13 protein-coding genes are annotated in these 14180 nt (G+C 66.9%); 9 read left to right on the top strand and 4 right to left on the bottom strand.

Features of this window, described 5'->3' with window-relative positions; genetic code table 11:
• Positions 1–46 precede the first annotated feature (46 nt).
• From AC4EEV_RS04045 to AC4EEV_RS04030, 4 genes are all read left to right on the top strand, one after another.
• The gene (locus AC4EEV_RS04045; protein ID WP_109863767.1) at positions 47–1648 is read left to right on the top strand and encodes a S1C family serine protease; all 1602 of its coding nucleotides are present in this window, start codon (positions 47–49) and stop codon (positions 1646–1648) included.
• A 225-nt stretch (positions 1649–1873) separates the two neighbouring features.
• Complete coding sequence (locus AC4EEV_RS04040) at positions 1874–2665, top strand: electron transfer flavoprotein subunit beta/FixA family protein (RefSeq protein WP_018760252.1); 792 nt, start codon at positions 1874–1876, stop codon at positions 2663–2665.
• 12 nt (positions 2666–2677) lie between these two features.
• On the top strand, positions 2678–3625 hold the full coding sequence (locus AC4EEV_RS04035; RefSeq protein WP_491330200.1) for an electron transfer flavoprotein subunit alpha/FixB family protein: 948 nt from the start codon (positions 2678–2680) through the stop codon (positions 3623–3625).
• A gap of 4 nt (positions 3626–3629) precedes the next feature.
• Complete coding sequence (locus AC4EEV_RS04030) at positions 3630–4409, top strand: PIG-L deacetylase family protein (protein ID WP_026264262.1); 780 nt, start codon at positions 3630–3632, stop codon at positions 4407–4409.
• A 67-nt stretch (positions 4410–4476) separates the two neighbouring features.
• Here AC4EEV_RS04030 and AC4EEV_RS04025 read toward each other — a convergent pair whose 3' ends face one another.
• The 4 genes from AC4EEV_RS04025 to AC4EEV_RS04010 all read right to left on the bottom strand — a co-directional run bounded on the left by AC4EEV_RS04025 (position 4477) and on the right by AC4EEV_RS04010 (position 7570).
• On the bottom strand, positions 4477–5316 hold the full coding sequence (locus tag AC4EEV_RS04025; RefSeq protein ID WP_018760249.1) for an anti-sigma factor: 840 nt from the start codon (positions 5314–5316) through the stop codon (positions 4477–4479).
• Between the two features lie 10 nt (positions 5317–5326).
• Complete coding sequence (locus tag AC4EEV_RS04020) at positions 5327–5935, bottom strand: sigma-70 family RNA polymerase sigma factor (protein WP_109863770.1); 609 nt, start codon at positions 5933–5935, stop codon at positions 5327–5329.
• Between the two features lie 208 nt (positions 5936–6143).
• The gene (locus AC4EEV_RS04015; RefSeq protein WP_018760247.1) at positions 6144–6611 is read right to left on the bottom strand and encodes a tRNA (cytidine(34)-2'-O)-methyltransferase; all 468 of its coding nucleotides are present in this window, start codon (positions 6609–6611) and stop codon (positions 6144–6146) included.
• A 23-nt stretch (positions 6612–6634) separates the two neighbouring features.
• Positions 6635–7570 carry a J domain-containing protein gene (locus tag AC4EEV_RS04010; RefSeq protein WP_491330199.1) on the bottom strand — a complete coding sequence of 312 codons (936 nt, stop codon included), beginning with the start codon at positions 7568–7570 and terminating at the stop codon, positions 6635–6637.
• A 177-nt stretch (positions 7571–7747) separates the two neighbouring features.
• Here AC4EEV_RS04010 and AC4EEV_RS04005 point away from each other — a divergent pair, with 177 nt between their 5' ends.
• The 5 genes from AC4EEV_RS04005 to AC4EEV_RS03985 all read left to right on the top strand — a co-directional run bounded on the left by AC4EEV_RS04005 (position 7748) and on the right by AC4EEV_RS03985 (position 14180).
• The gene (locus AC4EEV_RS04005) at positions 7748–8431 is read left to right on the top strand and encodes a hypothetical protein (RefSeq protein WP_491330843.1); all 684 of its coding nucleotides are present in this window, start codon (positions 7748–7750) and stop codon (positions 8429–8431) included.
• A 117-nt stretch (positions 8432–8548) separates the two neighbouring features.
• Positions 8549–9778 carry a cysteine desulfurase family protein gene (locus tag AC4EEV_RS04000; protein WP_285319983.1) on the top strand — a complete coding sequence of 410 codons (1230 nt, stop codon included), beginning with the start codon at positions 8549–8551 and terminating at the stop codon, positions 9776–9778.
• A gap of 162 nt (positions 9779–9940) precedes the next feature.
• Positions 9941–11074: a tRNA 2-thiouridine(34) synthase MnmA gene (mnmA, locus tag AC4EEV_RS03995; protein WP_491330198.1), complete on the top strand. Its 1134-nt coding sequence runs from the start codon at positions 9941–9943 to the stop codon at positions 11072–11074.
• 252 nt (positions 11075–11326) lie between these two features.
• Positions 11327–12961: an ABC transporter substrate-binding protein gene (locus tag AC4EEV_RS03990; RefSeq protein WP_491330197.1), complete on the top strand. Its 1635-nt coding sequence runs from the start codon at positions 11327–11329 to the stop codon at positions 12959–12961.
• A gap of 127 nt (positions 12962–13088) precedes the next feature.
• The gene (locus AC4EEV_RS03985; protein ID WP_026264261.1) at positions 13089–14180 is read left to right on the top strand and encodes an ABC transporter permease; all 1092 of its coding nucleotides are present in this window, start codon (positions 13089–13091) and stop codon (positions 14178–14180) included.

The following is a 14180-nucleotide window of genomic DNA, read 5'->3' as shown; positions in this document are numbered from 1 at the left end:
CGGGACGGGTCATAGTTAATGGCAGACAAGGATGAAAGGAAGTCCCATGACTGAGAATCACACGCCAGGACCGGTCCCGGAGGGCAGCGCGGGCAGCCGGAACCCCTGGCAGCAGCAGGACCCGCAGCAGCCCGGAGCCGGCCCGGCGGACACTCAGTCCGGGGGCGGGGGCAATGCCGGCCACGAGCAGGGACAGTACGGTGCCGCTGACCAGCAGCACGACCCCACGGAACGGCTGGACCAGCCGCAGGCAGCACGCCAGGACCACACCCAGGAGCTCCCCGGCGCTCCCAGGCCCGTTTACCCGCAGCGCCAGCCTTTCTACGGCCAGTCCGGCTACTACGGCCAGCAGCAGAACGGCCAGCCAGGCCAGGGCGCGGGGCCCGGTATGCAGCATTCAAGTGTCGGCCTGGCGCCCAATCCCAAGGATGCTCCGCGCCGGAAGGCGACCTTCGGCATCGGCACCCTCATCGCCAGCATCCTCGCCGCTGGGCTTGTGGGCGGCGGCGTGGCAACGGTGGGCGCAGGTGAACTGTTTGGAAACGCCGGCTCCGGCACCTCGGCGGTGGGTGGCAGCAACCAGCCGGGAACGGTCATCGTGAATAACAAGGATGACGTCAACGCCATTACAGCCGCCGCGGTGAAGGCTTCCCCCAGTGTCGTTACCATCAGTGCCACCAGCGGCAGCTCCGGTGGCACCGGTTCGGGCATCGTCCTTGACGACCAGGGACACATTCTCACCAACACCCACGTGGTCACGCTGGACGGCCAGACGGCCAACGCCACCCTTGAAATCCGCACCAGCGACGGCAAGGTCCTTCCCGCGAAGCTCGTAGGCACGGACCCCTTGTCCGACCTCGCGGTGATCAAGGTGGACGACACCTCAAGCCTCACTCCTGCAACCCTGGGGGATTCCTCCAAACTCAACGTGGGTGACACCGCCATCGCCATCGGTTCACCGCTTGGGCTGACCGGGACGGTGACGGATGGCATCGTGTCCACGCTGAACCGGACCATCAGCGTGGCATCGTCGGCAGCCCCGCAGGGCGGTGACAACAGCCAGGGCGGTGACCAGGGCTTCCAGTTTGCGCCTCCGGGCGGCGGACAAAGCCAGCAAAGCTCGAGCCAGGGATCCATCGCCATCAACGTCATCCAGACCGATGCGGCGATCAATCCCGGCAACTCCGGCGGCGCCCTCGTCAACAGCAAGGGTGAGATCATCGGCGTGAATGTGGCCATCGCGTCCGCAGGCTCCGGCACCTCGACGTCCCAGAGCGGCAACATCGGCGTCGGGTTCAGCATCCCGATCAACAACGCCAAGCGCGTGGCGCAGGAGATCATCGACAACGGCAAGGCCTCCCATGGCCAGCTCGGTGTCAGCGTCAAGGCGAAGAGTACCTCCGGTGCGTCCTCGGAATTCTCGGTAGGCGCCGACGTAGCCACGGTTGACGCCAGTTCGCCGGCAGGGAAGGCCGGGATCAAGGTCGGCGACGTCATCACCAAGTTCAACGACCTCAGCATCGGTGAACCGAACCAGCTGACCGCGGCGGTCCGCGAGCAGCCGGCAGGTTCCACGGTCAAGATCACGGTCCAGCGCGGCGGCAAGGAGCAGACGTTCGACGTCACGCTCGGCGCGGCAGCCAGCTGACACGCCCAAGCCATCACGACGGCGGCGTCCCCACCCAGGGGGCGCCGCCGTCGGCATGTCCGGCGCAACGGAAAACCTGACACAGGCGTTAACGGAAGAGGGCGCCCGGACGCGCCGATATGGTTAGCTAGGAGCTACCCGCCTGCCGGGCATTCCGCGGCCATGACCCACCCGGCTGGCTGTCCACAAGCATGGAAGGCTGCTGTAAACACAGTGGAAGAGACATTGAAGATCGTAGTCCTGGTCAAACATGTACCGGACGCCCAGTTCGACCGACACCTGGGTGGCGAGGGCAACACCGCGGACCGCGACGAGAGCATCCTGTCCGAGCTCGACGAATACGCCCTGGAAGCTGCCCTGCAGCTTGCCGAGGCCCGAGGCGGAAGCAAAGCCGGCAACCAGGTCATTGCCCTGAGCATGGGCCCTGCCGGGGCCGTCAACGCCGTAAAGAAATCGCTGCAGATGGGCGCCACCGAAGGTGTCCACCTCACGGACGACGCGCTCGCCGGCTCGGACGCGGCTGCCACCTCGCTGGCACTCGCGGCGGCGGTCCGGCACCTGGGCGGCGTGGACCTGGTCCTGACCGGGATGGCGTCCACCGATGGTGAGACCTCGCTGGTCCCGGCCCAGCTGGCGGAGCGGCTCGGGCTGCCGCAGGTGACCTTCGCATCCTCGCTGGAGGTCGACGGCGGCCGGCTCACTGCCCGGCGCGACGCCGACACGTCATCGGAGACCGTGGAAGCAGCACTGCCCGCGGTCGTGTCCGTCACGGACCAGATCAACGAACCCCGGTACCCCAACTTCAAGGGCATCATCGCGGCCAAGCGCAAGAGCATCACCACGCTCTCCCTCGCAGACATCGGCGTGGACCCTGCCCAGGTTGGCTTTGCAGGGTCGTGGACCACCGTCACCAGCGCCGAGCAGCGGCCGCCGAGGACTGCCGGCACCATCATCACCGACGAGGGCGACGCCGGCATCAAGCTGGTTGATTTCCTGGCCGCCCAGAAGCTGCTCTAAGGGGACAACGACATGGCAAAAGTACTGGTATTCATCGACAACCCCGGAGCTTCGCTCAAGAAGAGCAGCCTGGAGCTGCTGACCCTGGCTCGTTCCCTGGGGGAGAGCGCCGTCGCGGTCAACGGAGACCTTTCCGACGACGTCGCCGCCACCTTGGCGGAATACGGTGTGGGCACCGTCCTGCACCCGTCGGCCGAGGACCTGGGTGACTTCCTCGTAGCGCCCAAGGCAGCCTACCTGGCCGCAGCGGCAGAGGCAGCCGGAGCCGGGATCGTGCTGCTGGACAACTCTCCGGAAGGCAAAGAGATCGCGGCGCGGCTGGGCATCCGGCTCAACGCCGGCGTCATCACCGACGTCGTCGCCGTGGACCCGGACGGTACCGCGCACAAGTCGGTCCTGGCCGGCTCGTACAACACCTCCTGCAAGGCCACGACGGCCGTTTCCGTGCTCACGCTCAAGGCCAACAACGTGGTTCCGGAACCCGCACCCGCACCCACCACGCCCGAAACGGCAACCGTGGAGGTGCCCGCCGTCGCCAACGCTGCCCGCATCACTGCCCGCGAGCAGAAGGTGGCCAGCGGCCGCCCGGACCTCACCGACGCCCGGATCGTCGTTGCCGGCGGCCGCGGCATGGACGGCGACTTCGGTCCCGTCGAGGAGCTGGCCGATGCCCTTGGTGCCGCCGTAGGAGCTTCCCGCGCAGCCACCGACGCCGGATGGATCAGCCACGACGCACAGGTGGGGCAGACCGGCAAGACCGTTTCCCCGCAGCTGTATATCTCGGCAGGCATCTCCGGTGCCATCCAGCAAAAAGCCGGCATGCAGACGTCCAAGGTCATCGTCGCCGTGAACAAGGATGCCGAATCGCCGGTCTTCGAGATCGCCGACTTCGGCATCATCGGGGACGTCTTCGATGTCCTGCCCCAGGCCGCAGCCGAGATCAAGAAGCGCAAAGGCTGATCCGTTGACTGCTTCCAGCGAGCAGGCAGGGAGCCCGTTCAACCCGGAATTACACCGGGTTGGGCGGGTGCTCTGTTTTGCGGCCCACCCCGACGACATCGACTTCGGCGCAGCGGGCACCATCGCCGCGTGGACGGCTGCGGGGGTGGAGGTGAGCTACTGCATCATGACCGACGGCGATGCCGGCGGCTTCGATCCTGCCCACCGCGCGGACATCATCGCCATGCGGGACGCCGAACAGCGCCGGGCAGCGGAGCTGGTGGGCGTCACTGACATCCACTACCTCCATCAGCGTGACGGCTACCTTGAGGCCTCCCACGAGGTGATGAAAGGCGTGGTGCGGCTGATCCGCGAAGTCCGCCCCGACGTCGTGCTCGCCATGCACCCTGAACGGAACTGGCAGCGGATCCAGAAGAGCCACCCGGACCACCTGGCAGTGGGGGAGGCGGTGACCCGGGCCGTGTACCCGGCACTGGAGAACCCCTTCGCCTATCCCGAGCTGGCGGAGGCCGGGCTGGAAGCCTACAAGCTGCCGTGGCTCTGGCTTTATGCGGGACCGGGTGAACGGGAAAACCACTTCGTCGATGTCACCGACCAGGTTGACGCGAAACTCGCCGCCATCCATGTCCACGTCAGCCAGCACCCCGACGTGGAGGCCATGGAAGCCACCGTGCGCCAGGGCATGCGCACCAACGCCGCGCGGGCAGGAATGCCGCGCGGGCGCAGTGCCGAGGCCTTCCACGTGGTGGCGGTCAACGGGCCGGACACCATCGCCGGCTTCTAGGAAGCAAGAAGCCCCCCGTTCCGATCATGGGAACGGGGGGCTTTTGGCGTTGGTCGCCGGTGCCGGGTCAGGCGCCGAGCGGTGCCGCCGCAACCGTCGGCAGCGTGGGCGCCTTCGAACCGCCGGACGGTTCAACGGTGATGCCCAGCGAAGCAGCCGAATGGATACCTTGGACCACGGCAGGTTTGGAGAGTGCCTGTTCGTCCATCAGGCCCTGCGACACCGGGGCGGAGCCGTCCTTGGGAATGAGCCACATCTGGTAGACCTTGCCCGCCGGTGGAGCGGGCACGCCGCTCATTTTCACCACGGCGGCATCCTCTGACGCGGAGATCAGCACCGTCGCCTTGCCGCCGCCTTGAACGTTGACGGACGCCTCGCGCAGGTCCCCGGCACGCACGACCTGGTTGACGGGATCATTCTGGTCGGCCAGGTAGGCGCCCACTCCCACGCCGCCCAGCGCAATCGCTGCCGCGGCTGCCACGCCCACCAGCCAGCGCCTGGTGCCGGACGGACGGCGCTCCGCCCTGCGCTTGCGGGCCTCGGCGAGTTCGTCGGTTGGTTCTGGCGGTTTTACCGCGCCTACGGCCGGGGGCGCGGCGTCAGCACTGGTACGGCCGCTGCCCGCGGGAAGCTGGGCCACAATCCGTTCGAACAGGTCCGACGGCGGCTCCTCCTCCGCGCGGAAGGTGCGGGCCAGCGTCTCCCGGGACTGGCGGACACGCTCCAGGAAGACGAGGCGCTCCGTTTCCGGTGCGGTGGACATGTAGTGGTCAATCGCGTCGCGTTCGTGCTCCGTGACCGCGTCAAGGGCGTAGAGTTCGGCGAGGTCGATGGCACGGCCTGCGGCAAGGTCCATGGCGACGGTGTCGCCAAAGGCACGCGAACGGTCGTTGCGGCTGTTGTCCATTTCGTTCAATTCAACTCACCCCCAGACAGGTCTTCAATCGGATCAGTCCATCGCGGATGCGGGACTTGATGGTGGGAACAGCGGCATTCAGCCGTTCGGCGACTTCCCGATAGGTCAGGCCGCCGTAGTAGGCCAGGCGCACGGATTCCTGTTGTGTTTCGGTCAGCGTCTCCAGGCAGCGGACCACCGCCTCGGCCTCAAGCCGGCTTCCGACTTCGTCGGAGACGCTGTCGTGGTCGATGTCCTGGGTGCTGGCGCCGTATTTCGCTTCACGGTCCGTGGAGGATTGCGAGGACCGGACCTTGTCCACCGCCCGCCGGTGGGAGATGGTCATGAGCCACGACAGCGGGCTCCCGGCCTGCGGATCGAACTTGGCCGCGTTCTGCCAGACCTGCAGGAAGACTTCCTGCGTTGTGTCTTCACTGAGTTCGGGGTCGATCAGGACCCGGCGTGCCATGCCAAAAACCCGGCGGGACGTGAGTTGGTAGAACTCGGCAAACGCGGCCTGGTCCCCGCGGGCGACAGCGGCGAGCAGCGTCGACAGCCGCTGGCTGATGTCGGCTGGGGGATCGGTCACCGCGGCGGAGCCTTCGGGATTCGGCGCGTTGGGAGTTTCCATCACTTCCAAGCATAAGTCTCCGGCGGGAGATTCCCGGGCAGTGCCGCGGCTGTTGCGGTGTTCGCGCCTGGAATGCGCCTCGAGTAATGTCACCTGCCGCTCCTTGCTCCGCTTGAATGTGTTTCAAAAGGCATTCGGAGCCGTGCGGCAGCCGGATGGGATCGACGAAAAAAGAGTTCAGTCCCGGTTGTCCCCGCCGGGCGGGGTGCTAGAGCTTGGCCCCGGCGAAGCCCTGCTGGCGCCACGCTTCGTAGACGGCAATGGAGGCGGCGTTGGCGAGGTTGAGGGAGCGGAGCGCCGGGAGCATGGGCAGGCGCACTGTTGCGGTCACGTGGGGGTCGGTCTTCAGCTCCGCAGGCAGGCCCACGGATTCGCGGCCGAACATCAGGACGTCCCCTGGCTGGTACGGGATGTCGGTGTAACTGGTTGTACCGTCCGAGGTGAAGGCGTAGACCCGCTCCGGCTTGAGCTGTTCCCAGGCGTCTTCGATGCTCCGGTGGACTGTCACCACCGCGAGGTCGTGGTAGTCCAGGCCTGCACGGCGCAGTTTGGCATCGGAGAAGTCGAAGCCCAGGGGTTCCACGAGGTGCAGTTCGGCGCCGGTGATGGCGGCAAGGCGGATGGCATTGCCGGTATTTCCGGGTATTTCTGGGGCATGGAAGAGGATGCGGAACACGTCCCCATCCTAGCCAACCGCCGTCAGTGCATGCCGCGCAGCAGCCGGGCCAGGACCGGCACGTTCACGGTGTTGGGTGCCGGTCCTGCGGCAAGGAACTCCTTCAGGCCGCGCACCAGGCCGGCCGCGTTGACGATTTGGACCGTTTCCATGGGCCCTGCCGGGCGGCGGTGATGGTCGATCACCGGCTCATGGAGGTTGCCATCCGGGCTGAACACCACGGTCCACCCCGTGACGTTCAGTTCCGGAAAGATGTCCTGCATCGCCCACACCACCCGGGCAAGCTGCGGGGGCGCCACGGCACGCCCCCCGTGATTGAGGGTGCGGCCGTCCCAGGCATAGGCGCCCTTGGGCAGGAGCATCGAGTTGACCAAGGCGAGGCGGTAGCCGGACAGGACGGCGTGGTCGATGTGGCTGTTGTCCGCCGGCGACTGCAGGCCGTTGATGAGCCGGGCCGCGGGGATGGCCGTCAGCACCTGGCGGGAGAGGAGCTGCACCGTGCGCATTTCACGCTGGATCCGGGCCTCGGCGCCGAAGATTCCCCTCTTCCGGGGCATCCCGTGGACCTGCTGGCCGGCCTGCTCCAACGGAATCAGCGGGATCTCGCCGCTCCCTTCGTAAGGCGGAACGTAAACCGGAGGGTCCCCGGCCGTGTTCCGCCCGCCGCCCGGTCTGCGGACTGTGGCGGACGCCCGGCTGCCTGCCGCGGGGGCATCGAAGTGGGCGCCGGCGTCGGCCGGCGCGGCGCCCGCCCCGTAGGACCGGTCGTAGGCCTTGCGGCGCTGCGGATCGATCAGCGTCTCGTACGCAGCGGTGACCCGGCGGAACGTTGCGGCATCACCCCCGTGGTCCGGGTGGGCAGACCTGGCTGCGCGCCGGTACGCCACTTTGATCTCTTTTTCAGTGGCTGTGACGGCCACACGGAGGACCTGGTAGTGGGAGCTGCTGCTCTCGGTCAAGCAATCGTCCTGTTCTTCAAGCGCCACGGGGAAAGCGAAGTGCCCGCCCAGTCTAGCCAGCCCGGATGGTCGGCCTGCATTGTCAACGAGCGCCCGGGGTGCCGGGGTTCCCCGCGGCCGGAGTTTAGACTCGTGGATGCACAGCCGAACACCGGCTGCAGGGGATGCGGGGTGGAAATGGGTTTTCCGACGACGGCCGTGCCGGCGGGCCGGGGATGGCGCCGGGGGGTGCCGCTGGCAATGGCAGTGCTGCTGGCCGGCTGCAGCGTGGGTGTCCGGGACCCTGCTGCCCCGGAAACGCCGCCAAGCACGCCGGCCCTGTCCACCCCAACGATCACCCCCGGCCACGACGCCGCGGCAGTGGCAGCCCGGGACCTGCCCTTTGCGGCCGGGGGCACCCTGGCCCCGGGCGTTCCGGTGGGCATCTCTGACGAGCTGCAGCGTGCACCGGGGTGGAAGCCGGTCACGAAGGACGTAGCCGGTGCAAGCCAATACGCCAAGGCTGACGGTTGCGTGGTCGCGGCCCGGGTCAGCACCGGGCAGGGCCCGCTGGTCCGTGGGGACGACCGGGAGTCCACCGTGGCCCTGTTCCAGTACCTGGACGCCACCATCCAGCCCTCGTATTTGACGACGGAGACGTTGCAGTGGGGCGGCAGCGTCGAAGAGCCCGGCAAGAGCGTCGAGGTCCTCGTGCTGGAACCTGCCGCGCACGGCGGAAAGCCGACCGCGGTTCTTGCCAGGGTCTTCGGCACTGCGGGCTCGTCGGCCTACATCTCCGTTTCCTGCCCGGATCCGGGGTCGCTCGCCGCCGCCCGCAAGGATGTGGCGCGCTACATGCCCCTGGTGCCGCCGTCGGCCTGAGCCGAAGCGGGGGCGGACCGCAACTATGACCTGGCCGGTGAACTGATGGCTGCCGCCATCGGGGCGTCCGAGGTTGGTGCCCGGGGCTGCCGCGGCAGCGGGCGCTAGAATTGGACGGTGCCCGCCTACCTCGACCACGCCGCCACCACGCCGCTCAACGGTGCGGCCCTCACCGCACTGACGCGTGAGCTGGCACGTACCGGAAACCCGTCATCACTGCACGGTTCCGGCCGCCGGGCCCGCCGCGCCGTGGAAGACGCGCGCGAGACCATTGCCGCGGCCGTCGGGGCACACCCGTCAGAAGTGATCTTCACCTCCGGCGGCACCGAATCGGACAACCTCGCCGTGAAGGGCTTGTACTGGTCCCGCGTGGCAGAAGACCCCAGGCGGCGCCGCATCCTCTGCTCCGCCGTCGAGCATCACGCGGTGCTGGACACCGTCGAATGGCTTGAGCGCCACGAGGGCGCGGCTGTTACCTGGCTGCCCGTGGACCGCGAGGGTGTGGTGGATCTGGTTACCTTGGAGGCGGAGCTGGCACGCGACCCCGGCAGTGTCGCCCTGGTGACCGTGATGTGGGCCAACAACGAAGTAGGCACCATCCAGCCCGTCCGCCGCATCGTGGAGCTGGCCCACGCGGCCGGCGTGCCCGTCCACTCCGACGCCGTCCAGGCATTCGGTTCCTTGTCCGTGGATTTCAAGGAATCCGGCCTCGACGCAATGTCAGTTTCCGGCCACAAGATCGGCGGCCCTGTCGGAGTGGGTGCGCTCCTGCTGGGCCGCTCGGTCACATTGACGCCGGTGCAGCACGGCGGCGGCCAGGAACGCGACGTCCGCTCCGGGACGCTGGACACTGCGTCCATCGCGGCCTTCGCCGCCGCTGCGGAATCCGTTGCAGCTGCGTTGCCCGCCGAGGCGGCGCGGATCGCTGCCCTGCGTGACCGCCTTGTGGACGGCATCCGCGAACGGGTTCCCGAAGCCGTACTCCGTGGTGCGCCCGGTGACGGTCGGCTGCCCGGCAACGCGCATTTCACTTTCCCTGGCTGCGAAGGGGATTCGCTGCTGTTCCTCCTGGACTTGGCGGGCATCGAATCGTCCACCGGCTCTGCCTGCACCGCGGGCGTCCCGCGGCCCTCCCACGTGCTGCTGGCCATGGGCCTGGACGAGGACACCGCGCGGGGAGCCCAGCGGTTCAGCCTGGGACACACTTCCACCGAGGCCGACGTCGATGCCCTGCTTGCGGCACTGCCCGAGGCTTATGCACGTGCACGCCAGGCCGGAATGGCCGGCCACGAGTCCACCATCCAAACCGCAGGTACCGTGGCACGGCAGGCACTGCACGGCAGCTGATTCCGCAGGGCGCTGGTGCCCTGGGCGGGTTTGCCGGGTCAGGTCCCGGCGGCCAGGGGCGATTTGCGCGGGTCCGTAGAATGGATAGGCGAAGATCGTTTCGCCCGCCCGGCCTTGCCGCCCGGGCCCCGGTGAGCAAGCGTCCCCCAACAGAAAGCCAGCATGCGAGTACTAGCAGCCATGAGCGGCGGAGTTGATTCCGCCGTTGCCGCCGCCCGCGCGGTCGAGGCCGGGCACGACGTCGTCGGCGTCCACCTTGCCCTGTCCCGCATGCCCGGAACCCTCCGCACCGGCAGCCGGGGCTGTTGCACCATCGAAGACTCCCGGGACGCTTGGCGTGCCTGCGACGTCCTCGGCATTCCCTACTACGTCTGGGATTTCTCCGAGCGCTTCAAGGAAGACGTCGTCCAGGACTTTATCGACGAATACGCCGCCGGCCGCACCCCCAACCCGTGCATGCGGTGCAACGAACGGATCAAGTTCGCCGCCCTGTTGGAGAAAGCCATTGCCCTGGGCTTCGACGCCGTCTGCACCGGCCACTACGCCAAAGTGATCGAGGATGCCGACGGCAACCGGGAACTCCACCGCGCAGCCGACTGGGCGAAGGACCAGAGCTACGTCCTTGGGGTCCTGACCCACGAACAGCTCAAGCACTCGATGTTCCCCCTGGCCGACACCCCGTCCAAGGCCGAGGTCCGTGCCGAAGCGGAGCGGCGGGGCCTCTCCGTCGCCAACAAGCCGGACAGCCACGACATCTGCTTCATTCCGGACGGCGACACCGCCGGCTGGCTCGCCGAGAAAATCGAGATGACCACAGGCGACATCGTGGACGAGTCCGGCGCCAAGGTGGGGGAGCACCCGGGAGCCAACGCCTTCACGGTGGGCCAGCGGCGCGGACTCAAACTGGGTACCCCCTCCGCCGACGGCAAGCCCCGCTTCGTCCTGGAAATCCGGCCCAAGGAGAACAAAGTGGTCGTGGGTCCCGAAGCCCTGCTGGCCATCGACGAGATCCGCGGCATCAAGGTCTCCTGGGCGGGCCTTCCCATTTCCGAGGTGGACTCGGGGGCGGAATTCAACTGCCACGCCCAGGTCCGTGCGCACGGGGATCCCGTACCCGCCACAGCCTGGATGGAGCCGGCCCGGGACGGCGCTGCCGGCAGCCAGCTGATGGTCCGGCTGGAGGCTCCGTTGCGCGGTGTGGCCCCGGGCCAAACCGTGGTGCTGTACCAGGGCAGCCGCGTGCTGGGCCAGGCCACCATCGACGCCGCACGGTCCCTCCAGCGGGCCGCGCTGTAACCCTGCCGTTCCCTGGACCGCCGCGGTTCCACCGTGGCGGTCCTTTGCTGTGCCCAGGGCCGGCCGCCTGCACGATTCCGCATCGCACTGCCGGGTAACTATTGAGAAAATATTGTGTTTCAACTCACAGAAATGGCCGTCTCGAGGGCTGACTCTCTGATTGAATCAAGGGATCAGCACTGCACGCCGGCGTCTGGGGCTATCAACCTGTGACCGCGGGCGTGCGCGTACTCATCGGAAAGAAGTTCACAGATGATCAAGAGCACAACGGCCCTGCACCGCGCCATCGCGCTGGCAGGCATCTCCGCCCTGGCCCTGACAGCATGCACGGGGCCCTCTGGCGGCGGGGGAACGTCCACCGGCAGTGCCGGCGGCGGTGCCATTACCTTTGGAACCACGGACAAGGTCGTAACCCTCGATCCCGCCGGTTCCTACGACGCAGGCTCATTCCTGGTGATGAACCAGGTCTACCCCTTCCTGATGAACTCGAAGCCCGGTTCGGCCGAGGTCAGCCCGGACATCGCGGAGTCCGCGTCCTTCACGTCACCCACCGAGTTCACCGTGAAGCTCAAGCCCAACCTGAAGTTCGCCAACGGCCACGCGCTGACGGCCTCGGACGTGAAGTTCTCCTACGACCGCGTCCTCAAGATCAACGATCCCAACGGCCCGGCGTCACTGCTGTCCAACCTCAAGTCCGTCGACGTCAAGGACGACACCACTGTTGTGTTCACCCTGAACGCCGCCAACGACCAAGTCTTCCCGAGCGTCCTTGGCACCAACACCGGTCCGATCGTGGATGAGGAAGTTTTCCCCGCCGATAAGGTGATGAGCGACGAAGACATCGTGGCGGCCAAGCCGTTCGCCGGCCAGTACACCATCGATTCCTACAAGAAGAACGAACTCGTCAGCCTCGAGAGCAACCCCGACTACAACGGACTGCTCGGCAAGCCGGCCAACGACAGCGCCGTGATCAAGTACTACGCCGACTCCAACAACCTGAAGCTGGACGTCCAGGGCGGCAACATCGACGTTGCCGGCCGAAGCCTCACCGCCACGGACGCCGCCGACCTCGGCAAGGACTCCAAGGTCAAGGTCTACAAGGGCCCGGGTGGCGAGCTGCGCTACATCGTCTTCAACTTCGACACCATGCCGTTCGGCGCCAAGACGCCTGAAGCCAACCCTGCCAAGGCACTGGCCGTGCGCCAGGCCATGGCGGACATTGTTGACCGGCAAGCCATCTCGGACCAGGTGTACAAGGGAACCTACGTTCCCGCCTACTCCGTGGTGGCGGATGGGCTGCCCGGCGCAATCCAGCCCATGAAGGACCTGTACGGGGACGGCAGCGGCAAGCCGAGCCTGGACAAAGCCAAGAAGGTCCTCAGCGACGCAGGGATCACCGGTCCGGTGACCGTGAAGCTGCAGTACAACCCGGACCACTACGGCAAGTCTTCGGGCGATGAATACGCCATGGTCAAGGAACAGTTGGAGAAGTCCGGCCTCTTCACCGTGGACCTGCAGTCCACCGAATGGGTGACGTACTCCAAGGCACGCACCTCTGACGCGTACCCCGTGTACCAGCTCGGCTGGTTCCCGGACTACTCGGATGCGGACAACTACCTCACGCCCTTCTTCATCCCGGGCAACTTCCTCAAGAACCACTACGAGAACCCGACTGTCACGGACCTGATCCAGAAGCAGCTGGTCACTCCGGACAAGACCGAACGCCAGAAGCTGATCGGCGATGCCCAGACGGCAGTGGCGAAGGACCTCTCCACCCTGCCGCTCCTGCAGGGCTCGCAGCTCCTGGTGGCGGGAGCTGACGTCAAGGGTGTCGAGAAGACCCTCGACCCCTCGTTCAAGACACGCCTTGGCGTGCTGTCCAAGTAAGCAGTCAACCCCCATCGGGCTCTGACGGGCCGGAGGCGGGACGCCGCAATGGTGTCCCGCCTTTTGCCGGTCATCAGTCAGCAACGAGGGGAATGCTGGCTCCCGGTCACCACGAATCCAGGTACCGATGACATCTTTGATTGACGCGCCGCCAAGTGATGCGGACGCGCTCCTTCCGACCAAGAAAAAAGCGGCAGGGGGAGGGCTCGCCCAGTACATCCTGGTCCGCTTCCTGCTGATCTTCCCTACCATCCTCATCCTCGTCACGTTGGTGTTCTTCCTCATGCGGATCACCGGCGACCCCATTACCGCCGCCATGGGCGGCCGGCTCCCGCCGGAACAGCTGCAAGAACGCATCCACACCGCCGGCTACGACCGGCCACTGCTTCTGCAGTACTTCGAATACCTGGGGCAGCTGGTCACGGGCAACTTCGGCACCACCCTCTCGGACAACCGCAAGGTCACCGAGATGCTGACCACTTATGGCTCCGCCACCCTGGAGCTCGCCATCAACGCCATCATCGTCGCGCTGGTGGTGGGCATACCGCTCGGGATGATCGCCGCGCACCGTCGTGATCACCTGCCGGACGCCGTGCTCCGGATCCTGGCCATCCTGTTCTACGCAACCCCGGTGTTCTTCGCCGGCATGCTGCTCAAGTTGGTGTTCTCCGTGTGGCTGGGCTGGCTGCCGGTCGCCGGCCGCGCCGGGACGAGGACCGAACTGTCCCTCACAGCCCTGGAAGCCCCCACCGGCATCTACTGGCTGGATGCCCTGCGCAGCGGAAACATGGCTGCGCTCAGCGACGTGATGTCCCACGCCGTCCTTCCGGCTCTGGCCCTTGGCCTCCTGACGGCCGGGGTCTTCCTGCGCCTGGTTCGGACCAATGTCATCGGCACGCTCGGCAAGGACTACATTGAGGCGGGCCGCTCACGTGGCGTCAGCGAATACCGGCTGGTCACCAAACACGCCTACAAGCCGGCGCTGATCCCCATCATCACGGTCATGGGCCTGCAGATCGCAGTGCTGCTCGGCGGGGCCGTGCTCACCGAAACAACCTTTGAGTGGAAAGGCCTCGGATTCCAGCTGGCCAACTACCTCACGGCGCGCGACTTCGTCGCCGTCCAGGGCATCGTGGTGCTGCTGGCCGTCATCGTCGCCGTCACCAACTTCATCGTGGACATCATCGCCGCGCTGATCGACCCCCGCGTGAGGTACTGA

Source organism: Pseudarthrobacter sp. MOO14, from assembly GCF_058267675.1.
This window is presented reverse-complemented; position numbering and strand designations above follow the sequence as displayed.

Bases quoted from the DNA above. Each gene is read 5' to 3' on its own strand.
- AC4EEV_RS04035 (WP_491330200.1), top strand. From the start codon at position 2,678: ATGGCAAAAGTACTGGTATTCATCGACAACCCCGGAGCTTCGCTCAAG.
- AC4EEV_RS03990 (WP_491330197.1), top strand. From the start codon at position 11,327: ATGATCAAGAGCACAACGGCCCTGCACCGCGCCATCGCGCTGGCAGGC.
- AC4EEV_RS03985 (WP_026264261.1), top strand. From the start codon at position 13,089: ATGACATCTTTGATTGACGCGCCGCCAAGTGATGCGGACGCGCTCCTT.
- AC4EEV_RS04025 (WP_018760249.1), bottom strand. From the start codon at position 5,316: ATGGACAACAGCCGCAACGACCGTTCGCGTGCCTTTGGCGACACCGTC.
- AC4EEV_RS04020 (WP_109863770.1), bottom strand. From the start codon at position 5,935: ATGGAAACTCCCAACGCGCCGAATCCCGAAGGCTCCGCCGCGGTGACC.
- mnmA (WP_491330198.1), top strand. From the start codon at position 9,941: ATGCGAGTACTAGCAGCCATGAGCGGCGGAGTTGATTCCGCCGTTGCC.
- AC4EEV_RS04005 (WP_491330843.1), top strand. From the start codon at position 7,748: ATGGGTTTTCCGACGACGGCCGTGCCGGCGGGCCGGGGATGGCGCCGG.
- AC4EEV_RS04045 (WP_109863767.1), top strand. From the start codon at position 47: ATGACTGAGAATCACACGCCAGGACCGGTCCCGGAGGGCAGCGCGGGC.